At 40.9% G+C, this 21,892-nt stretch carries 23 protein-coding genes and 1 tRNA gene; 9 read left to right on the top strand and 15 right to left on the bottom strand.

The window, feature by feature from the left end; all coding sequences use genetic code 11:
* Positions 1-89 precede the first annotated feature (89 nt).
* The 11 genes from flgJ to KO511_RS17540 form a co-directional block, all read right to left on the bottom strand.
* Complete coding sequence (gene flgJ / locus KO511_RS17590; RefSeq protein ID WP_215988701.1) at positions 90-1,004, bottom strand: flagellar assembly peptidoglycan hydrolase FlgJ; 915 nt, start codon at positions 1,002-1,004, stop codon at positions 90-92.
* Positions 1,005-1,012: 8 nt separating this feature from the next.
* Positions 1,013-2,104: a flagellar basal body P-ring protein FlgI gene (locus tag KO511_RS17585; RefSeq protein WP_215988700.1), complete on the bottom strand. Its 1,092-nt coding sequence runs from the start codon at positions 2,102-2,104 to the stop codon at positions 1,013-1,015.
* Positions 2,105-2,156: 52 nt separating this feature from the next.
* A complete protein-coding gene (gene flgH / locus KO511_RS17580) occupies positions 2,157-2,936 on the bottom strand; it encodes a flagellar basal body L-ring protein FlgH (RefSeq protein WP_215988699.1) in 780 nt (259 codons plus the stop codon).
* Between the two features lie 24 nt (positions 2,937-2,960).
* Positions 2,961-3,749 carry a flagellar basal-body rod protein FlgG gene (gene flgG / locus KO511_RS17575; protein ID WP_125319382.1) on the bottom strand — a complete coding sequence of 263 codons (789 nt, stop codon included), beginning with the start codon at positions 3,747-3,749 and terminating at the stop codon, positions 2,961-2,963.
* 21 nt (positions 3,750-3,770) lie between these two features.
* Positions 3,771-4,520 carry a flagellar basal body rod protein FlgF gene (locus KO511_RS17570; RefSeq protein WP_215988698.1) on the bottom strand — a complete coding sequence of 250 codons (750 nt, stop codon included), beginning with the start codon at positions 4,518-4,520 and terminating at the stop codon, positions 3,771-3,773.
* Between the two features lie 212 nt (positions 4,521-4,732).
* Complete coding sequence (flgE, locus tag KO511_RS17565) at positions 4,733-6,037, bottom strand: flagellar hook protein FlgE (protein WP_215988697.1); 1,305 nt, start codon at positions 6,035-6,037, stop codon at positions 4,733-4,735.
* Positions 6,038-6,067: 30 nt separating this feature from the next.
* Positions 6,068-6,781 carry a flagellar hook assembly protein FlgD gene (locus KO511_RS17560; protein ID WP_215988696.1) on the bottom strand — a complete coding sequence of 238 codons (714 nt, stop codon included), beginning with the start codon at positions 6,779-6,781 and terminating at the stop codon, positions 6,068-6,070.
* Positions 6,782-6,797: 16 nt separating this feature from the next.
* Positions 6,798-7,214 (bottom strand): flagellar basal body rod protein FlgC, encoded by a 417-nt coding sequence (flgC, locus tag KO511_RS17555; protein ID WP_215988695.1) that lies wholly within the window; start codon positions 7,212-7,214, stop codon positions 6,798-6,800.
* 4 nt (positions 7,215-7,218) lie between these two features.
* A complete protein-coding gene (gene flgB, locus KO511_RS17550) occupies positions 7,219-7,614 on the bottom strand; it encodes a flagellar basal body rod protein FlgB (protein WP_215988694.1) in 396 nt (131 codons plus the stop codon).
* A gap of 219 nt (positions 7,615-7,833) precedes the next feature.
* Positions 7,834-8,661 carry a CheR family methyltransferase gene (locus KO511_RS17545; RefSeq protein ID WP_215988693.1) on the bottom strand — a complete coding sequence of 276 codons (828 nt, stop codon included), beginning with the start codon at positions 8,659-8,661 and terminating at the stop codon, positions 7,834-7,836.
* A gap of 10 nt (positions 8,662-8,671) precedes the next feature.
* Entirely contained in the window at positions 8,672-9,598 is a 927-nt protein-coding gene (locus KO511_RS17540; RefSeq protein WP_215988692.1) for a chemotaxis protein CheV, read from the bottom strand.
* A gap of 77 nt (positions 9,599-9,675) precedes the next feature.
* Between KO511_RS17540 and flgA the strand changes: the two genes are divergently transcribed.
* From flgA to KO511_RS17525, 3 genes are all read left to right on the top strand, one after another.
* Complete coding sequence (gene flgA, locus KO511_RS17535) at positions 9,676-10,422, top strand: flagellar basal body P-ring formation chaperone FlgA (protein ID WP_215988691.1); 747 nt, start codon at positions 9,676-9,678, stop codon at positions 10,420-10,422.
* A gap of 81 nt (positions 10,423-10,503) precedes the next feature.
* Positions 10,504-10,821, top strand: coding sequence for a flagellar biosynthesis anti-sigma factor FlgM (gene flgM / locus KO511_RS17530; RefSeq protein ID WP_215988690.1), 318 nt, complete (start codon positions 10,504-10,506; stop codon positions 10,819-10,821).
* Positions 10,822-10,833: 12 nt separating this feature from the next.
* Positions 10,834-11,259: a flagella synthesis protein FlgN gene (locus KO511_RS17525; protein ID WP_215988689.1), complete on the top strand. Its 426-nt coding sequence runs from the start codon at positions 10,834-10,836 to the stop codon at positions 11,257-11,259.
* A gap of 56 nt (positions 11,260-11,315) precedes the next feature.
* Here the strand turns inward: KO511_RS17525 and flgP are convergent, their stop codons facing one another.
* A complete protein-coding gene (flgP, locus tag KO511_RS17520; protein ID WP_215988688.1) occupies positions 11,316-11,747 on the bottom strand; it encodes a flagellar assembly lipoprotein FlgP in 432 nt (143 codons plus the stop codon).
* 9 nt (positions 11,748-11,756) lie between these two features.
* Entirely contained in the window at positions 11,757-12,392 is a 636-nt protein-coding gene (locus KO511_RS17515; RefSeq protein WP_215988687.1) for a FlgO family outer membrane protein, read from the bottom strand.
* 164 nt (positions 12,393-12,556) lie between these two features.
* Here KO511_RS17515 and KO511_RS17510 point away from each other — a divergent pair, with 164 nt between their 5' ends.
* The 4 genes from KO511_RS17510 (at position 12,557) to KO511_RS17495 (ending at position 15,616) form a co-directional block, all read left to right on the top strand.
* Entirely contained in the window at positions 12,557-13,690 is a 1,134-nt protein-coding gene (locus KO511_RS17510) for a flagellar assembly protein FlgT (protein ID WP_215988686.1), read from the top strand.
* Positions 13,691-13,742: 52 nt separating this feature from the next.
* A tRNA-Arg gene (locus KO511_RS17505) sits at positions 13,743-13,819 on the top strand.
* A gap of 455 nt (positions 13,820-14,274) precedes the next feature.
* Positions 14,275-14,826: a helix-turn-helix domain-containing protein gene (locus tag KO511_RS17500; RefSeq protein WP_215988685.1), complete on the top strand. Its 552-nt coding sequence runs from the start codon at positions 14,275-14,277 to the stop codon at positions 14,824-14,826.
* Positions 14,795-15,616, top strand: a complete 822-nt coding sequence (locus KO511_RS17495) for a VUT family protein (RefSeq protein WP_215988684.1) — start codon at positions 14,795-14,797, stop codon at positions 15,614-15,616. The genes KO511_RS17500 and KO511_RS17495 overlap by 32 nt, the downstream gene beginning before the upstream one ends.
* A 52-nt stretch (positions 15,617-15,668) precedes the next feature.
* Here KO511_RS17495 and KO511_RS17490 read toward each other — a convergent pair whose 3' ends face one another.
* The gene (locus KO511_RS17490; RefSeq protein ID WP_215988683.1) at positions 15,669-16,451 is read right to left on the bottom strand and encodes a class I SAM-dependent methyltransferase; all 783 of its coding nucleotides are present in this window, start codon (positions 16,449-16,451) and stop codon (positions 15,669-15,671) included.
* Positions 16,452-16,766: 315 nt separating this feature from the next.
* On the opposite strand from KO511_RS17490, the gene KO511_RS17485 reads away from it, so the two are divergent.
* Complete coding sequence (locus KO511_RS17485) at positions 16,767-17,273, top strand: Fe3+-citrate ABC transporter substrate-binding protein (protein WP_215988682.1); 507 nt, start codon at positions 16,767-16,769, stop codon at positions 17,271-17,273.
* Between the two features lie 121 nt (positions 17,274-17,394).
* Here the strand turns inward: KO511_RS17485 and gltX are convergent, their stop codons facing one another.
* Entirely contained in the window at positions 17,395-18,822 is a 1,428-nt protein-coding gene (gltX, locus tag KO511_RS17480; protein ID WP_215988681.1) for a glutamate--tRNA ligase, read from the bottom strand.
* Positions 18,823-19,046: 224 nt separating this feature from the next.
* On the opposite strand from gltX, the gene KO511_RS17475 reads away from it, so the two are divergent.
* The gene (locus KO511_RS17475; protein WP_215988680.1) at positions 19,047-21,758 is read left to right on the top strand and encodes a heavy metal translocating P-type ATPase; all 2,712 of its coding nucleotides are present in this window, start codon (positions 19,047-19,049) and stop codon (positions 21,756-21,758) included.
* Positions 21,759-21,892 lie beyond the last annotated feature (134 nt).

Genomic DNA, 21,892 nt, shown 5'->3' with positions numbered 1-21,892 from the left:
ATATTAATAATGACACTGGGGATCCTGTGTCAAGGTCAAAGAACATAATGCTACTGTTTTGATTGTTTTGTCATCAAAAATGCATCAATTTACATCTGTTCGATTTGAGCTTTGACTTTTAAGATTTTATCAACGTATTCAGGATCTGTCGCATAACCCGCTTGATGAATACCCTTAATAAACTGCTCATCATTTCCTTGGTGACTAAGAGCCGTATTATACCGTGGATTTTCATTTAAAAAGCGGACGTAGTCGCTAAAGCTATCCTCAAAATTTGAGTATGATCTAAACGCAGCATTTTCTTTGACTGGAATACCTTGATGATATTCTAACGTTTGGCTTGCAACTTTGTCTCCAGCCCATCTTTTGTCAGCTTTGATATTGAACAAGTTATGGCTGCTTCCACGGCTATTACCAATAACTTTTTGTCCCCAACCTGTTTCAAGGGCTGCTTGAGCTAATAGCAATGAGGAATCTACACCAAGCGCACGCGCTGCTTTTTCCGCATAAGGTTTCATTGTGGTGACAAATGATTGTGGAGATTCAAAAACGTCTGTTTCTATGCTTTGAACCTGATTTTTCGGAGGTACGCTTGATACATTTCCAGATTGACGAATACCATCAATTTTATTCATCATAGATTCAAAATTTACTTCTCGAGCAGCAGCATTAGAATTCTCGACTGAACCTGAAGATAACTGAGCAACTATCATATCGGCTAAACCTAGGGACCCCGAAGCACTCAGTTCACTTGCCATCTGCTCATCCATCATCTGGCGATAAAACTGCTGATTTTGACTATCCATCAATCCAGATTCGAACGTTGAATTGGCATCTCTCATTGACTTAAACAGCATAGAAGTAAAAATGGACTCAAATTGTTTTGCTGCAGCACTCAAAGCTTCTTTTTCGCTGCTTTTATCACCATCAACTGCCTTCTGGCGGAGTTTATCGAGATTTGCGATATCATGGATAAATCCAACATCTTTGCCATTATTAATCATGCTGCCTCCTAGATTACAATCAACTGGCCTTCGATAGCCCCAGCCTGCTTTAGTGCTTGTAAAATAGCCATTAAATCGGATGGTGCTGCTCCAACTTCGTTGACCGCACGTACGAGATCATCAAGTGTCAATCCAGGTTCAAATTTGAACATTTTCCCTTGTTTTTCTGTCACTTCAATATCAGTATCCGGGGTCACAACTGTCTCACCACCACCAAATGCATTGGGTTGACTAACATTAAGGTTTTCTTTAATGGCGACTGTCATGCCACCATGAGTCACTGCAGCTGGCTTCAAACGTACATGCTTACCAACCACAATAGTGCCAGTACGAGAATTGACGATAATTTTGGCAGAGCCTTCAGCGGGTTCAAATTCTAGGTTCTCAATCGCTGAAAGGAAAGAGACTCGCTGAGAGACATCACGAGGAGCACGAACTCTGACCGACGTCGCATCAATTGGTTGCGCCATTTGAGGTCCTAGAAAATTATTGACTGCGTCAGCCATACGCTGAGCCGTTGTGAAATCTGATTCAAGCAAATTAAACGTAATATAGTCACTACGGCCAAATGGTGAAGGTATCTCTCGTTCGACTATCGCGCCATTAGAAATCATGCCTGCTGTAGGGTTATTACCAACGATCTTTGAGCCATCTGCACCTGTAGCACTAAAGCCACTGACAACTAAATTACCTTGTGCAACGGCATAAATTTGCCCATCAACCCCTTTAAGCATGGTCTGCATCAATGTTCCACCACGAAGACTCTTTGCAGCGCCAATAGAAGTAACGGTCACATCAATCGTTTGTCCTTGCTTAGCAAATGCAGCGAGTTCTGCAGTGATAATAACGGCGGCTACATTTTTTGATTTTGGTTTAGTACCCGCCGGAAGCTGAATCCCAAAATTCTCTAGCATGGCATTAAAACTTTGGTCAGTAAAAGGGGTAGACTCGCCAGTCCCAGGTAATCCAGTGACTAACCCATACCCAACTAGCTGGTTTGCTCGTACACCAGCCACTTGCGAGATATCTTTAATCCGCGCGCCATTGGCTTGTGTTGAAACCATTGTAATGCAAGCCAGTAGTAGAAATAATATTTTCATTAGGTTACCTTCATTCGATACCATAGCGCCAAAACTTCGACTTTAGTAAGTTTTAAAGAGCAACATTAAAGAATCGTGCCAAAAATCCAGGTTCTTGCATATCTTGTTGAGTACCTGTACCTGAATATTGAATTCTCGCGTTCGAAATACGATTTGACGCTATTGTATTTTCGTGAGAAATATCATCTGATCGTATGGTACCACTCAATCTAATATACTCATCCCCAGTATTGAGAGACAGCCATTTTTCACCTCGAATAACAAGGTTCCCATTTGCTAAAACTTCAATGACTTCAACGGTAATCGAACCAGAAATACTGTTGCTTTGATTAGCCGCAGCACTACCACTAAACGAGTTGTCATTAGTCAGATTGTAGGAGAAATTATAATCCCCAATATTGAGTTGCTGGCCACCGACTTCGAGTGGATCCATTGATGCATCATTATTTTTCGAAAGATCCGCATCAGCACTTTTTGCAGCCTTGGTGTTTTCATCTAAAGTCACAGTAATAATATCACCAATATCACGAGGCTTAGAATCATCATACAAGCTGGTTGCATTAGAAATGTTAAATAACGATCCTGTTTCTGCTACATAATGTTCCGGTTTATGTTTCGGGTGAATAGGTGCCCATGCAGGATCTCCTGCAAGTGGATCAGTTCTTCCACGTAATGTATCAATAATACCTGAGCTCTCGTCGTCTGATTTATCGCCTTCAACAGCATCCACCGTCGTGGTACCTTGAACAATATCAGAGGTTTCAATCGGAGCTTCCAGCATAGAGCAACCTGAGAGTAAAACCAGTGTAATAATGGTCAGTAAACGATTCATAACAATCTCCTCATTACCTCAGGTTTATAATTGCTGATTTACAAAGCTCATCATTTTATCAACTGCTGAAATAACTTTAGAGTTCATTTCATAGACACGTTGGGCTTCAATCATATTGACCAGCTCTTCTGTTACATTGACATTCGATGTTTCCAACATAGACTGACGAATATCACCAAAACCATCAAAACCTGGAACCCCCTCCTGAGGATCACCACTTGCCCCAGTAGGTAGATACAAGTTCTGTCCAATGGGTTCAAGACCACCAGGGTTAATAAAATCAACAGTCGTTATCTGCCCCAGTACTTGGTTTTCTTGTTGGCCTCGTATTCGAACCGAAACTTCACCATCTGTCCCAACTGTGATACTTATGGCGTCTTCGGGAATTGCGATTTCTGGTTCAAGTGAATAACCTGCACCAGAAGTGACAATAATCCCTTCATCATTCACAGTGAACTGACCATTTCGGCTATAGCCAATGTTACCATCTGGCATCAAAATTTGGAAAAAGCCATCACCTTCAACCATCATGTCGAGGCTATTATTCGTCGTTTGTGTGTTGCCCTGTGTATGCACCTTTTGAGTAGCAACTACCTTAGAGCCGGCTCCTAACATCAAACCACTCGGTAATTCAGTATTTTGTGAAGACTGCCCACCTGGCTGATTGATATTTTGGTAAAATAAATCTTCAAACACAGCGCGACTCTTCTTATAACCAACAGTCGAAGCGTTCGCAAGGTTGTTTGAAATTGTTTGTATATTAGTTTGCTGGGCGTCTAAGCCCGTTTTACTTACCCATAATGCCGGATGCATACCTTTCTCCTAATCCTTTGGTTAGCTCATACGAAGCAAAGAGTCTGACGCTTTGTCCATATCTTCAGCTGTGCTCATCATTTTGACCTGCATTTCAAACTGACGTTGAAGGTCAATTAGATTGGTCATTTCACCGATAGCATTAACGTTACTGCCTTCTAGAGCACCCGTTAGCAACTTAACATTGGCATCCATTTCATATGCCGCATTTGGATCCTTGGAACGAAATACTCCATTCACATCTTTATAAAGTGAGCGGTTATTGGTACTCGTTAGCTTAATGCGATCAACAATTTCAATAGCATCAGCTGGAGCACCTTGAGGCACAACTGAAATAGTTCCATCACTACCCACTTCAATTTTACTCACGGGGATTGGCACAGTGATTGGTGCCCCTGTCTCACCTAGAACTAGATTTCCTCCACCAGTCGTAAGTAAGCCATTAACATCAATATTCATATTACCGTTTCGGGTTAATCCCTCTTTACCCATATTGTCAAGAACCGCGATCCAGCCTTGATCTTGAATAGTGACATCTAAACTTCGACCAGTAGTGATGACACTACCTTGTTGAAAATTGTGTCCGGGACGCTCAGTCATACTAAATACTCGACTAGGCATACCTTCGCCATATGCTTGCATAGAACGGGCCTGCGCTAGATCAGCGCGAAAACCGGTTGTACCAACATTTGCCAAGTTGTTAGCTCTAAGCTGCATAGCCTGCATATTTTGCTTAGCGCCACTCATAGCAAGAAACAATGCACGATCCATAATTTGCTCCAAAAATCTCACTTAACCTAGACAAAGCAAATATCACGCCACATCATAAAACATCAATAAATCAGAAGTTTAAAGGTAGAATAATTGAAAAGTGAGACCAAATATGAAGAGAGTTGCCGGAGGTGGCAAGATAATAAGCTGGCTGTTGCCACCAGCTTATTCATGCTTGATATGCGGGATGTCTTAACGTTTTACAAGTTGTCTTAACGAATCTGCAAAATATTCTGTTGAGTTTGATTATGAACTTCCAAAGAACGTGAGTTAGCCTGGAAGTTCCGTTGGGCTGTAATCAAATCAACCAATTCTTGGGTCATATCAATATTAGATTGCTCCAAGGTACCACTCGAAACACTACCAAACGATCCTTTATTAGATTCACCCCAAATTTTAGACCCTGAAAACTGCGTCGAATCCCACTGGGTACTGCCTTTTTTATCAAGACCTTGTTCATTAGCCACGCGCACTAAAGCTACTCTTCCTAGGGTAATATTCTCACCATTTGAATAAGTCCCTAAAACACTGCCATTTTCATCAAAATCAACTTTGGTTAAGAAACCTGTTGTGGCGCCATCTTCATCAAATTTGGTTAACTCAAATGGAGCGGCAAATTGTGTCGCGTCTTTTAGTCCAAATGCCAAGATTTGAGTTTCATCTGCACCATTTAAGTTAACTGGATTAGCTCCTGTACCCAAAGCCTCAGTGACTATATCTTGGTTATTATTAATGCTAGCTAAAGTACCATCATTATTGAACCTCATTGTGTGTCCAACTTGCCCTGTTGGTGACGTTGCATCCCCACCAACAATATTGATGGGTTTCTCGCCATCAGAATCCGTGACAGTATAATAGGTTAACCATGTATTAGGTTGAGTCGCGTCTTTAAGGTAGTAGGACGTCAGTTTGTAAGATTGCCCCATCGAATCGTAGATAGACGAAGAAGTAGAACGGTTATAAGTTTCAGGATCTGTAATATCAAACAAAGCTGGATCTTTTAAAGGAGCGCCTGCTGGTAGATTAAAACCGACTTCAATATTCGCTGTCTGTTTTGGCTTACCAAACTCTTTAGGAATATTGATAGGTGAAGCCTCATAGGACAAAACATCACCCGTATCCTTATTTACTTGATACCCCAACAAAAACTCATCATTCGCTGTAACCATGTAGTTGTTTTTGTTCAAGTGAAATGAACCATTTCGTGTCAGCTCATTTGTGGCTGGCTGCAAGCGATCTTTTGCGACAGAGAAAAAGCCTGTCCCAGAAATTCTAAGGTCCATTGGGTTGTTGGTATAAATACTGGATCCCTCATGAAACTGTTGAGCAACTTTTGCTGCCTGCACACCTTGACCCGGTGTCGTTTTCGCATGAGTGAACAATGAGTTAGAATAAACATCTCCAAACTCCGCCCGAGATTCTTTAAAACCATAAGTGGCGGCGTTAGCAATATTATTACTGGTTGTATTCAGATCTAACTGAGCAGCGGATAAACCGCTTAATGCAACATAAGACATTCCAAATCTCCTATCTAGCTAGCGTAATAATTACGCCTTTCCAACTTCTAGTACTTCAGCAAGTCGAACTGGCGATTCAAAACCAGCTAGATTGAGTAGTACGTTACCATTGCCTTTTCCAAGTAAAACGCTATTTACATTTGCGTAAGTCGAAACTTCAAATTCTTTCGACTGCCCGTCCAACAAACCCGACGCTTTCACATTGTATTTGCCAGCCGGCAATGGATTACCGTTTTGATCTTTGCCATCCCAAACGACGCGACTGTCACCACCTGGTTTAGAGCCTACGTCAAAGGTACGGAGCAGTTGTCCCATCTGATTCTCAACTCGAACCATCAAATTATCGACAGCTTGAGGGAGTTTTACCATAGCAGACATGGGACCTTCACTAGTCTTCACACCGGAAGAGCCTGGAATAAGAACATCCCGACCAACCAGTGATGATGCCTGAAGTGCTTGACTCGATGTCATCGATGAATTCAATGTTTCAAACTGATTATTCATTTTACCGATGCCATCTACCGTCGCAAACGACGCCATTTGGGCAATCATTTGGTCATTGCTAACCGGCTTAAACGGATCTTGTTGAGAAAGCTGCTTAGTAAGCAAAGATAAGAAATCTTCCTGTTTAAGATCTTGCTTACCTGTTATCTCATCTGGCTTACTATTGTCTTGAAGCCGTTTAAGCTGGTCAACATAGGACAAGCCGCTTTGACCAACATTATTATTAATGTCCCCAGCCATAAGTTACCTCCTATCCTTATTGACCCATCTGCAGCGTACGCAGCAGCATTTGTTTACTAGCATCTGCAACTTGTACATTCGTTTGATATGAACGAGAAGCAGATATCATGTTCGCCATTTCTTCCATCACATTCACATTCGGCTTATAAATATAGCCGTCAGCGTTAGCGAGTGGGTGTTCGGGGTTGTACTCAGCATCAAGTGGCTTGTTACTTTCAACAATACCTAAAACTTGTACAGGCACCGTGTGTTCGCGACCATATTTAGCTTTACTTAGTTCGGCACCAAACACAGCATGACGTGCTTTGTACGTATCTTTAGCAGCACTAGACACACTGTCCGCGTTAGCCAAGTTGCTCGAGGTGGTATTTAAACGCACTGATTCAGCACTCATCGCAGAACCGGTTACATTGAATACATTAAATAGGCTCATCTAATTAATCCCCTTTAATTGCCTTGGTTAAGTTCCTGAATTTACTGCCCAGGAAATCCAACGACGCTTGGTGCCTGATTTGATTTTGCATAAATAAGTTACGTTCAAAATCAACATCTACTGTATTTCCATCACCCGTGTCCGGTTGTGTTGGAAGTCGATATAGCATTTCTCCTGTCACTTGAGCAGAGGCAGGAATATGCCGACCATCAGTACGACTAAGACCTATACTTGCCTCTGATGTTGCCGCCTGCAATGCCCTTTGAAAGTCCATACCTTTCGATTTAAACCCTGGTGTATTGGCTTGAGCAATGTTCGTGGATATAACCTCAGCATTGCGCGAGCGCACTCCCACCGTATGTTGGTGGATACCTAATGCGTTGTCGAAAGATATAGCCATGTTAACCTCTGCAAAAAGAAATGACCGATATTACTAGATATAAAAGCAATTAGTGTACCAACTTTCAAACTAACTCAACTCACTTGTTGGTATTTTTAATAGCAACTTATGCGCCAAATAGTCCAAATAGAATAAACTCTAGAACATAAACCCTCATAGAGAGACTTCTAAACCGACTTAGCCCAGCATAAAGCTGGGCTAAGTCGGTTGGAAATAATGCTATTTGAGCTTATAAATAATCCCGGGATTACAACGAACCATTTCAAAACAGTCAGTTAACCCTGTCAAAGACTCTGAAGCTCCTAACAGTAGATGACCACCAGGGTTTAAACTGCTGGCCATTTGATTTAACACTTGAGATTTCATATCTGGTGAGAAGTAGATAAGAACATTGCGGCAAAATATGATGTCAAACTTTCCTAAGAGCGCATAACTCTCCATTAAATTTTGAGGACGAAAATTAACTAGACGTTTAACATTATCCTTAACTTTCATCCGCCCATCACCAGCATCTTCAAAGAAATTTTTTCTGCGCTCAGGCGACAAACCACGCCCCAAGGCTAAGTTATCATATATACCCTCTCGGCACATATCGAGCATGCTAGCAGAAATATCCGTCGCAGTAACCGCCACATTGGGTACCAAGCCAGGTTTACGCTGTTGCGTTTCTAGAATGGTCATTGCCATAGAATAGGGCTCTTGACCAGATGAACTTGCCGCTGACCAAATTTTAATCGGCCTTTTTGTTTCAGCCGCTTCAGGTAAAAGCTTATTAGCAAGTACCTCAAATGGGTATGTATCACGAAACCACAAGGTCTCATTAGTTGTCATAGCGTCTACAGCCGCTACACGCAGATCTCTGTTGCGTCCAGTGACAACATCTTTAAGCAAATCCGATAAAGAATTCAGCTTAAACTTTGTTACTAAAGGGCTTAAGCGACTCCTCACCAAATATTGCTTGCTGTCACCTAAGACAATACCACATTGAGATTCTAAGAAGCGGCTGAAGTCGCGATATTCTTGATCGCTTATAGTTATCGCTGTCATTTATTTCTCTTTAATCAGTAAGCGCAGTTTTCACTGCATTACCAAGCTCATCAGGGTTGAATTTAGGAATGAAGGCATTCGCCCCAACACGTTCAACCATAGCTTGGTTAAAAACACCACTGAGTGATGAGTGAAGAATAACATATAAATCCTTCAGATCTGGATTGCGTCGGACTTCGGCCGTCAATGTGTAGCCGTCCATCTCCGGCATCTCAATATCTGAAATGACTAATGAAATTTGTTCATATATGCTGCCTTCAGCAGCCATTTCAACCAACTTGTCATATGCATCTTTACCATCTTTCGCGGAAACGACCTCAAAGCCAATTGATAGTATCGCACGTTCGACTTGCTTACGAGCAACCGTAGAGTCGTCAGCTATGAGTATACGACGAACCACTTCTTTTTCCGACTGAACTTGAGCAATTTCGTCCCCGATAGAGGAATCCATTGTTTCATCAATGGGCGAAATCTCCATTAGAATCTTTTCAACATCGAGTATTTCAACAAGTTCATTATCAATATTGGTTACTGCAGTAAGGTAATTGCCTTTGCCAGAACCATCTGGTGGAGGCAAAATTGCCTCCCAATGCATATTAATAATACGTTCAACCGAAGACACCAAAAACGCCTGAATGGTTCGGTTAAATTCAGCGATTACAACAAACGCTTTATCCACATTTTCAGTTGGTCTTCCTCCTATAGCTAAACTCATATCAATCACAGAAACCGTTTGACCACGTATATGAGCAACACCTTTAACCAGAGGGTGTAAATTAGGCATCATTGTCAATATAGGGCACTGGAGTACTTCTTTAACCTTGAATACGTTAATACCGTATCGCTGCCGCCCCATCAAGCGAAATGTTAAAAGTTCCAATCGGTTTTGACCGACGAGTTGCGTGCGCTGATTCACCGAATCAAGAATACCCGACATAAGCCCCATCTCCATCTCAAACTTTCATGGTATAAAATGATAGTCTACTAAAAGGTAAAGAAAACCAGAGAAGCAGAATGACATACCATAAATTACGTTTATGCTCTTTTTCCATTACTAATTGTAGAGCTTTCTATAAAAAGTTTTATAAGACTATCGCCTTTTTATGCTTTTTCTTTAGTTTTTCATTAAGTTCAGCCACATCAGAACAGATTACTCGCGTCCAAAAAGCCGCTGAAGATTATATTCTCACCACCATCGAGTGGCCAGCTGGTGGCTCTTTGCTAGCGAAAGCAGCCAACATTGACAACCGTATCTTTGTCACTGACTGCCCTACCTCTCTGACAACTTCTTCTTCTTCTACAAACCCTAGTGCAAGTAATATCACTGTGCTAGTTGAGTGTAGTGAAGATAATTGGAAATTATATGTCCCAGTCAGGCTTACCAGGACTGGACCGCAAGTGACAGCAACTGGTGCCATCAGCAGAGGGCAGACTCTATCTAGTCGAGACGTCACTATTAATATGGTAGACTTGCAACGTGTCAGACGGCAAGGCTATTCAGATATTGCTGAGGTAATCGGTGCAAAAACTAAAAAAAACCTCAGGGCTGGAGAAGTAGTGGAAAGCAATGATATTTGCGTTGTATGTCGCAATGAAACCGTCACTATTAAAGCTCAAAAGTCTGGTATGACCATCACAACTAAAGGCACAGCACTCACAGATGGTTCACATGGTGAGCAGATTAGAGTGAAAAATAACAAATCCAACCGTATAATTGAGGGTAGAGTGACTGGGATTGCCGAAGTTACCGTTATTTTTTAAACAAACGAAAAGTTACTAAAGCTTTAATAACTTTGGCCGATATCGACAGTACAAGATTTCAAATACGAAAGGCTCAAACATATGGCAGGCATTGATAACATACGCTCTGGGCAGACGGTCACAACGTCTACTAAGAGTACTGCACGCAATGAGAATAGCACCTCTGCTAGCTCTGGCTCCACGACAAAGTCAGACGTTGCACAAGATTCGGTTTCCCTCAGTCAACAGGGGAAGGCTGTTGGTGAAATGCATTCTCAGCTAGCAAGTCAACCGAGTTTTGATAAGGCAAAAGTCGCTGCTATAAAAGAAGCGATTGCCAATGGTTCATATAGTGTTGACCCTCAAAAACTGGCAGATAATATGATCAAGTTCGAACAAGAACTTGGTGGTTTGGAGTAGAGAATCTCTATTATGGCGACCCTAAGCAGTTTAATAGACTTTCAGTTACAAAGCGCTCAAGATCTTTCTGATATTCTCGAAAAAGAGAAGTTAGCTATAACCACCCGAGTCGCTAAAGATATTGAACAACTTGCTAATGATAAGCTGTCTCTAATCAATAAACTTCAACATACCGATCAACGTATTGGACAACATCCCGATGTAGATAGTTTGACAACAGACCCAGAGTTGAGCCCTCTGGTTGATAAAATTCGAGCTATCATCAGTGACTGCCAGCAAGCAAACATAATAAATGGAGAGGCTTTGCAACGAGCTCAAATGAGTTTTAATAAACTTAATAACCTGATGCAGCAAAGCCAAGGAAAGCTTGGAATGACATACAGCGCTGATGGCCAAACTAAAAATGTCACAACATTAGGTACTAATATCAAAGCATAATAAAAGCGGCAAAAATTGCCGCAGATGAAAATTGAATAACAAGGGCGGCAATCAAATTAGAATAATGTTTGTTGGCGTTTTTCTGGTACCACTTGTACTTCACCATAGTCACGAAGCTTGTTCATCTTTTTAATATCAAGGCGTAACTCTGTCACATAACTATCACCCACTTTATAACTTCGTACCACCTCTGCTCCACGAATAACACCATCGACAGCACCTGAGGTGAGCTCAGTTCCAAGGCGTTGATCTTTTAGATCGGCTCGACCACTCACACGCATGCCATAAACTTGCTCTGCTAACTCACGATAGGCATCTATTTTTGAAGCGCGCATGGCTCTCACTTGCCGTTCCTCATCAGTGCGCCCCTTCTGCTCACTAATATTGGCATATCCAACGGCAGTAAGCATATCATCCGCACGCATATTTTGCAGAGGCTGGCAACCAACCATCATCAGCAGTATGGCCAGAAAAAATATCTTATTCATCTCAACTCCCTATGGACGAAGAATAACAGTATATGGCTGCCTTATTGTAGGGTCAGAGCGAATTAAAACACCATCTTCATCTCGGATACTGTTAAGCGTGTCTAGATCTCGGCCAATTCGATCTGCAGGCAGAAAACCTTGAGCAGTTGCAACAACAACTCGAGATTGCATACCCACAACACGGGCGTTAACCAAAACACCCCCTTCTTGTCGAAGCATAGTACCCGTTAATATATACTGGATGTCCTGCTCTTGAGCCAAGTCTTTCCAGTCACGGCTAAAGGCGAAGTCCCCCAGACTAGTAACCTGAATAGATCCCGTTGTTTTATAATCAACGACTTTAAAGCCTCGTCGCTGAAACTGATGGATAAAACCTTCCGAAACTGAATTACCCAACCAATTGGTTGCATCCATATTTTGTAGATCAACAAATGAAGTTACGGCAATGGGTGTCCGGGCTGATACACTAGTATTTGAAATTATCAAATCTTCCGTCATGCTCTCAACAAAAAAGTCAAGTGTATGACGCGGGCTCTCCATTAGCATAAATTGTGAGCCAGGGTAAGGTTCTTTACCGTTATAAACAGGCGCATAGGCACAAGCAGTGAGAAGTACCACAGGCACAAGCGTTAGCCAATTTTTCATATTATAATCTCCGATATATTTTAGGCCCTATCTGCGCCACTTTATATCTCAGATACCAAAGTGGAACATTCTTTGCTTTGCTATATATGTCACTATATAGAACGGCAATACCTAAATCAGCTAACAAAATGAATGCAAAAAGTGAACCAGTTTGGAATTTAAAGATGAAAAAGTCGTTTTTTTTAATAGTTTCAACTCTTTGTCTAACGCTCTATCCAGCGTTAGTATGGAGCGGATGGTATGAAGTAACCGGTACAGCCACCGTAGTTTCTTCTGAAGAAGTCGCCCGCGTTCACGCTTTAGAAAACGCGATATATAAAGCCGTTAGCTTCTCAGGTGCAGATATCGGTAGTATTTCAAATATAAGACCAATACTAGAAAGTGAACGCAAAGAATACCAACTTAGCAACACTGAAATACGCTATATATTGGTTGACGAGCAAAGAGTTCGTAAAGGTGTCATGTTCGTTAAAGCACGTATAGATATCTACCCATCGGCAACAGCTTGCCATCTTGCCCAGTATAAAAAAACGTTCTTAGTCGGCAATATCGATATTGCTTCACCTAAGCAAGCAGTTATGGGACAAATCTATAGTGTTGGAGATGACTTTGCCAATGTAATTAATCGCCAGTTGGATGAAGAGTCAAGCAACTTCGTCTCCGTTGGAACTACAGACTATGAAATTAATAAACATTATCCCGAAAGACTGAAGATGATTGCACAAGACACAGGCGCTCAATATATTCTTGGTGGTGTTATTACTGACTTAACTGCAACAATAGAACAAAAATTACTGAAAGAGGACATTATCAATCGTCAATTTGCGCTTGAAATGACAGTCTTTGACGGCAAAACTGGCAATAAAGTCTACAAAAACAACTACCGTGAAGTCGCTCGATGGCCTTTTCCAAAAACCAGCCAAGTCGATACCAGAAGTGCCCGTTTCTGGGCATCCACCTACGGCGATATGATGCTAAGAGTTAGCCGAAATATTATGCTAGACCTAGAATCAGAAGTATCCTGCAAAATCACTTTACCCGAAATTATCTCTAGGTGGGATAATGTATTAACTATGGACCTTGGACGTATACATGGCGTCAACCAAGGAGATAAACTTAAGCTTTGGCATACAAGTTCATTTATTGATCAACGCGGACTACCACGTAATAAAGTCACTGAATCCAATATCACTCTCACAGTATCACGCGTATACGAGAATGAAGCGGAACTGACTGTAGATCAACCAGAGCTTGCCGGTAGCATCCAAATAGGTGATGTTATGCACAAGCAGCTTTAAATCATCAAATTAGCGCTTAATATTCCAGTAAAATATAGTATGATGCTCCCATGCTCCCGTGGCACAGCTGGATAGCGCGATCCCCTCCTAAGGGATAGGTCACAGGTTCGAATCCTGTCGGGAGCGCCATATTACACCAATGTTAGGCCGAATATAGGCCTTACTACTATCAAGATAGCAAGCTCTATTCTCTATCCCCCTAGCTATGACGCTAAGTTAATACCCCATAAAAATAAAAAGCCTCCTTCCAGTTTGGAAAGAGGCCTCAACAAACTAAATGTTGCAATAAGGATAATTAACTTTAGATCTATACCAAGAAAACAAGTTGAAAGGATCAACCAATGCTCCTGTATAGAATGTAGCAAATTCGAACCGTTACTCAGGAACATGAACAGCTGCACTGAGTGACAGCAAGCACTAACCCAACTATTGTTCTACAAGATTTACTCACTAACTCTTGAGCTTCTTGATAAAACCGAGTTTAATATAGTCATCACTTTGTTGTCAAATGTGAAACTTAAATTCAACAAAATTAGCTCTGTTCGGTATAATCTTATGCATCAGAAATATTGAGGAGAAAAGTATTGAAAGATGTCACTACCATTGGTGGTAGATTAAAAGAAATTCTATTTGTCAAAGGCGTATCGGCCGCTGAACTCTCTCGTAGAGTATGCGTAGAGAGAGGCTACATGAGTAAATTACTCAATAATAAAATTAAAACCCCTCACAAAAACATGCTTCAAATAGCAGATGCGCTAGATATATCATACGAATGGTTAATGACAGGTGTAGAACGAACTGGAGTCCATGAACGAGATTACAATGTTGAAGGCATTGTAGGGGACAAATTGATAAACGTTGGCTTTTTCGATACAAATATGCCAATAGCCAAGTCAGATAAACTCGTTTATCATGATGAATCAATAAATATAGTTAGTACTAAAAAACTTGGAACTGGTAATTATCTGTTTCATGCTGGTGATGATATTTTCGAACTGTATAGAGTCGATAACTTTATAGATTTAACATGGTATCCACATGCTCCTAACAAAAATTACATTCCTATCGGTAAAGTTATAACCAAAATACACAAGGAACATATCAATGACAAGAAGCTTAAACTTGTTAAAGGTTGAGAACAATTTAATTTATTATACTAATGAAGACAAAGATTATGTTTTAAGCTCTTCTTCTAGAGCACTGATAAATAAAGGACTTGTGGTATTTTTTACAAAAAAAGATCGTGATCTTATCCATGCTTTAGATCCAATAACAAAGTTTGATATCAAATGGTATGGCTTCCTTACAGCCTTGTATCTTGCATTCTTATTGGTCGCGATACCAATGTCTCCGCATAGCGTTCAAATTTTTGATACTTGGCAACCTGCTGGTATTTTGATATTTCCTCTAACCTTTCTTGTTCTCGATACCATCAATGCAACACTCAGGTATGAGTATGCTAAATCAACTACTTATTTTGGCGCCAGTATGTGCGCTTTGGCGTCAGGTTTAATTGCCCTCACATTCTTAGTCTTTGATATTAAATCTCCATACAAAGAGGTATTCGAGCCGCTTATATATCTATTCCTTATCAATAGCATTTGTATATTATCAGCTGATCAAGCAAATAATTTTACGTTTAGAAAATTGAGCATGATATTATATAAATCTCCTCTATGGGTTAGGTCTATTATATCAAGCACAATAGGTCAAGCTATTTATACAATCATTTGGATAGGTTTGTTTTTTAATTCATCAACATCTATGGATTTATTACAAAAAATTGCCGACAATTACTTATTCAAGGTAGGTTATGCATTTGCTTTACTACCTGTATTATACGGGTTGGTTATTTCCTACAAGCTATTAAAATCTCGAAAAAATGATGACTCATCTGTAATAAATAAAAATACTAATCTTATCTAGTAACTACCTCAAAAAGGCCAAAGCTTATTGAGCTGAGCTTTGGTCCTCTAAACTACACATAGAAGGCAGGTTTAAAACTCGCTATTACCCTTGTCATGCTTACCTCAAAGGTTTTATTAAGTAGCGTATACTCACAAATAAAGCTTTCCAGATCCCCCTTTAATTGATTAGGGATAGCAAGTGAATAGCTATTGACTTGAGTGTAAACTTTATACGCTCCAGACATAAAAAATTTTTTGAACTCATTTCCAGAAAACTGATATTCAAAATGGTGGGTCTTTATTGAAACAGTTGAGAAACCTTTTGACTCAAATAACCTAATGTACTCTTCCGGAGAGTCTAAGTGCATGCAAGGCAGTGTAAAGCAATGTCCATGTTCAGGGTAATAGTCAGTGAAGAATTTATCCATCAACGCTGAAACCTGAGGACACCAGTCTTGCTTGTAAGGCGTTTGCATCACAAATATACCACTAGGTTTCAGCGCATTTTTAATCGCAAGCAGAGAAGCATCATAATCCCGAAACCACTGGAAAGATGAATTAGCTGTCACAACCTCAAAACGATTTTCTAATCCAAATTGATTAATATCCGCATGTAAAAACTGCAACTTACTATCCGGATACCTAAGAGTCGCTTGATTAATCATCTCTAAAGAGTTGTCGATAGCTAGCATAAATTTTGGTGACAAGTGCTCATAAATGAGGTGTGATACTTTCCCTGATCCACAGCCAACATCAAGCAACGAATCAACCCGCTTTGGCAGTAACTGCAATAACTCCTTAGCTGCATCAAACTGAACTATTCCATTGGAATAATATTCTCGATCATAATTCATACATCACTCTACATTAATCACAAAGCATCAAAGCTAAAAATATCAACAACTTGAAACTTTGTCACTGACTCAATTATTAAAAAATTCATAGGCTTAAGTCTATTCAAATGACTGTCTTACGCCTTTGCATAAATTTTGATAACAAATATTAATGCATAACAGGAAAGATAATCATCATTTCAATGCCTTATTCAGGCTTACCAAAAAAGAACTGTGTATTTCTGTTTAACAAAGTAAGGAAAGACGAATCAGAGCTTCACCAATCAAGCACATTCAACTAAAATAGTTATTAATAAAATTATCTATAGATATTTAATGAAGAAGAGTAATCTGGCTACAAACACTGGTCACCGTTTTATTTCCAAAGCCAAAACTGCGTTTAAAATTCACATTCACACACCTGATGACACGGTGTTACATCGCTCTGTGGGTTATGTAAAAATTGGAGAAGAAAAAGGGCTCAAAAAAGCGATCAAACTCAGGAATGAGCTGGGTAGTGCTATGTGGGGTAAATTCTGGCGCAAATTACTCAAAGACCCTTATTTAATGACTAGGTTACCCCATTCTATTGAGCCTAAAATCATCTTTAAACCTAGACCAACAAAAGCCAACCCTAGTGCAAAAGACGAATGTTATATCGCTGCATGGCGCAATTATGACAAAAATGGAAAGCTGATTTATAAAAGTATTGTATGTTCAATCAAAAAACATGGACGTCTCGCTGCTTACACAAAAACTAAAAAAGCCTTGCTAGAAGCTAACAAAGATAACTTGGAAATACTGGAGTTTATGGGGCGTTTAACAAGTATTGATCTTAAGTAAATACCTTTCACAGTTTTCTAGTCATCTATTGATGTTAGCCCTTAGACTACGCTCCCTTTGATGCTAAAAAACCGCAACACAAGCTGCGGTTTTAGGCATTTAATCAATTGTCTTCAAAGCATTATGAGTTAGCTTCTCGCTCTGAAATAAAGTCCAACGCCATTTTAATCCGAGCAATAACTCGCTCTTTGCCCACTAGATCCATGACAGCATCCACTGACGGTGATTGCCCACCACCTGTTACCGCCACACGCAAAGGCATACCAATTTTGCCCATGCCAATCTCAAGCTCTTCACATACAGCAGTAATCACATTATCTTTAATACTTTCTGCTCCCCAGCTTTCAAGAGATTCAACTTTAGCTAGTGCAAGCTCTAATGGGCCTTTGGCAACTCCACGTAAATGTTTTTTCGCCGCTCCGGCTTCAAACTCAGAAAAGTCTTCATAGAAATAACGAATTTGCTCGGTAAGCTCAACGAGTGTGTTACAGCGTTCACCCACGACCTGAATCACTCGGGTCAAAGCTGGGCCATTGTCAATATTGAGCTTTTGATTGTCTATATGCCATTGTAGGTGCTCGGCTACGTATTCAGGCTCTGATGTCTTAATATAGTGATTGTTTAACCAAAGCAGCTTTTCAGTGTTAAACGCAGACGCTGATTTAGAGATAGCGTTGAGTGAAAATAACTCTACCATCTCTTGCCGAGAGAATATTTCTTGATCGCCATGAGACCACCCTAAACGAACCAAGTAATTATTTAGTGCATTTGGCAAGTAGCCCTCATCACGATATTGCATCACAGAGACGGCCCCATGTCGCTTAGACAATTTGGCACCATCATCACCCAGTATCATCGCACAATGGGCAAATATAGGGACTGGTGCTCCCAAAGCTTGATAAATGTTGATTTGGCGTGGAGTGTTATTAATATGATCTTCACCACGTACAACGTGAGTAATTCCCATATCCCAGTCATCAACAACAACCACAAAGTTGTATGTAGGAGCACCATCAGTGCGGCGGATAATAAGATCATCGAGTTGATCATTACCAATTTCAATGCGGCCTCGGATCTGGTCCTCAAAAATTACGCTACCTTGAGTAGGGTTGCGAAAACGCACCACACAAGGGTCTCCCTCTTTTGCTACTTCGTTCGCAGCAACAATCTTAGGGTGATTAGCATCATAGCGAGGCATATCTTTATTTTCTTCTTGCTCAGCTCGAATTTCATCAAGAAGCTCTTTTGATGCGTAGCATTGATAAGCTTTATCTTCTGCAAGCAATTTATCAACCATTTCGTTATAACGATCAAAGCGTTTAGATTGAAAATAAGGCCCTTCATCCCACTCCAGCCCCATCCATTGCATCCCCTCAAGAATGGCATCTACCGCTTGCTGAGAATTACGTTCTAAGTCAGTATCCTCAATACGTAATACGAACTCACCACCTTGGTTTTTTGCCACAAGCCATGAATACAGTGCTGTGCGAGCACCACCAACGTGAAGATAGCCTGTAGGGCTAGGAGCAAAACGAGTTTTAACCGTCATTTAAAATACCTTGATTAACAGAATGACCGCACCTTGAAGAGGCACTAAAAGTTGCGCGTATTTTATCACTGATATCCAAATCTACAATCCACCAGATGTAGAATTCCCTCAACAAGAGCATTTTTGACCATTTAATGTTTTTTGAACGCTTATATCACACTGCTTGACCTTACCCATAGGGTAAGGTTTATTCTCAGTAATATATTATTGCTAAGGATCATGTAATGAATAGATTCGATATTCCACTTTGTGGTTTAAACTGTATGGGATGCGCGCGAAAAATTGAGAAACGCCTACTCTCTGAGCACTCTGTCTTTATCCATGAGTTAACCACAGAGCATATCAATCTTGATAGCAGTAGTAATTTTAAACAATTAGAATCGTCTATTCACTCCCTAGGATATAATGCCGGCAATCACTATCAATTCAACCTAAGTGGTTTAAATTGCAGTAAATGTGTCACTAAACTCAGCCTTGCCTTAGAAAAGCACCCTCTCGTTGGTCAGTTCCAAGCATCAAAAACTGATTTATCACTATCGACATTGCTTAGCGCCCAGCAAATACAAGATATTGTCGCATCATTGGATTACGAGGCATATAGAAAGGATGAGCAGCAACACAACACTAACCCTATTACCGCTCCTGCAATAGAAATTTTTCATCCACTTGCAGAAGAAAAGATCTATAACTTAAATTTTTTCATCTCCGGAATGACGTGTGCCAGCTGCGTTGCGTCTGTTGAGCGAGCAATAGAACGAGTTGAAGATATTCAAAAGGCGCAAGTCAATCTAGCAGAGCAAAGTGCACTCGTTATAAGTGCTTCCAAAAGCGACTCTGTCATAACGTCAATCTTAGACTCGGTACAAAAATCGGGCTATAAGGCAGATTATATTGTTGACCCGGAGACCCAACAACAAGAGCACTTGGCCAAGCAACAAACCAAACAGGCACAACACAAAAATAGTGCTTGGGCAGGTATTGCAATCGGCACTCCATTAATGCTTTGGGGAATACTGGGTGGTAACATGATGATACGTACCCCCCAAGATCAACTTATTTGGGGTGGCATAGGATTAATTTGTCTGTGGCTACTATCCACCGCTGGACGCTCTTTCTTTGCAAACGCGTGGCAAGCGCTGCGTAACAAACGCGCGACAATGGATACATTAGTCGCACTTGGTACAGGCGCAGCATGGCTATTTTCAATGCTGGTCGTCAGTTTACCTCAATGGTTCCCAGAAGCATCACGTCACGTATATTTTGAAGCTAGTGCCATGATTATTGGCTTAATTTCTCTGGGGCATTATATAGAAGCGAAAGCAAAAGCAAGAACCACCCTTTCTCTACAAGCATTGATAAACCTTCAGCCTAGTAATGCTACCGTGATCACCGATTCTGGCGAACAAATGATGGCAATTAAACAAATAACTCAAGGGATGAAGCTGAGAATCAAACCCGGCGAAAAAGTGCCCGTTGATGGTGTGGTCTTATCCGGTCAATCTTACCTCGATGAATCTATGTTAACTGGCGAACCTGTCCCTGTGTATAAAGAGCAAGGCTCTCAAATCTCAGCTGGAACAGTAAATCAGGACGGTAGTCTAGAATTAGAAGCGACCAGCGTAGGCAGTGGTACTATGCTGGCAAGGATAATTAATATGGTTCGTACGGCGCAAAGTAGCAAACCTGCAATAGCCAAATTGGCTGACCAAATATCATCTGTATTTGTTCCGGTTGTTGTCACTATTGCTTTGGTGTCGGCTCTAATATGGTTTCTATATGGTCCTGAACCTAAAGCCAGCTATATGCTAATTGTCACCACCACAGTTTTAATTATTGCTTGCCCATGCGCGCTTGGACTAGCCACCCCACTCTCGGTCACTGTTGGAATCGGAAAAGCGGCTGAAATGGGGATATTAATTAAAGATGCTGATGTGCTTCAATCTGCTAGTAAGATTGATACGGTTGTGTTTGATAAAACTGGCACATTGACGCAAGGTAAACCTCAGGTTGAATCTCTGTTTGTAAAAAATGGTAACCAAAACCACTTACTCACCCTAGCAGCAAGTTTAGAACAACATTCCGAGCATCCTCTTGGTAAAGCCATTGTGGACCTTGCCGAGCAAAAACAACTTCACCTTGAAGAGGCGAGTCAGTTTACCAATCTGCGCGGTATGGGGGTAACAGGTCTAGTTCATGATGAACAGACCTCAGTTGTATCCCTCAACTATGCTAAGCAGCAAGGGATAAACACTGACGCTTTCAAATCAGAAATAGAGCAATGTGCCGCTTATGCATGGACGCCAGTTATTGTCGTTCAAAAAAATACTGTGGTAGGAATCATTGCTATTAGTGACCCAATTAAGCCAGATGCTATACAAGCAATTAACGCCTTAAATTCAATGCGTATCAATACTGTGATGTTAACTGGGGACAATCAAGATGTGGCAAATTCGATTGCTTCCCAAATAGGCATAAAAACAGTTATCGCCCAAGTGCTGCCGGATCAAAAAGCGCAGCATATTAGCCAATTTCAAGCACAAGGCCAACATGTAGCCATGATAGGTGACGGAGTGAACGATGCGCCTGCTCTCGCAACAGCAGATATCAGTATTGCGATGGGCAGCGGCAGTGATGTAGCGATTGAAAGCGCCCAAATGACTCTGCTTCATTCATCCCCTCTTGGGGTAGTCAAAGCAATTGAACTTTCCAAGGCTACCATGAAAAATATGAAACAAAATTTATTTGGCGCCTTTATTTATAACAGCTTGGGGATCCCTATCGCAGCGGGTGCACTCTATCCAGCGTTTGATTTTTTACTCAGTCCTGTTATTGCAGGTGCTGCCATGGCGCTGTCTTCTATTACTGTTGTTAGCAATGCTAACAGGCTACGTCTCTTTAAGCCTTCACATCATCTTAGAGATCCATATGAAGATTAATGTTGCCGCACTTACCCCACTGTGATTTTCTTTGGCCAAGTTTTGGCTGCCAATGTTATACATCACAATCCAACCTGTTGTGGCTATATCATATCTATCAAATACATGCAACAGGAAGGGTTTACAGTCAAAAA

Source organism: Vibrio hepatarius (assembly GCF_018860525.1).
GTDB lineage: Bacteria > Pseudomonadota > Gammaproteobacteria > Enterobacterales > Vibrionaceae > Vibrio > Vibrio hepatarius_B.
This window is presented reverse-complemented; position numbering and strand designations above follow the sequence as displayed.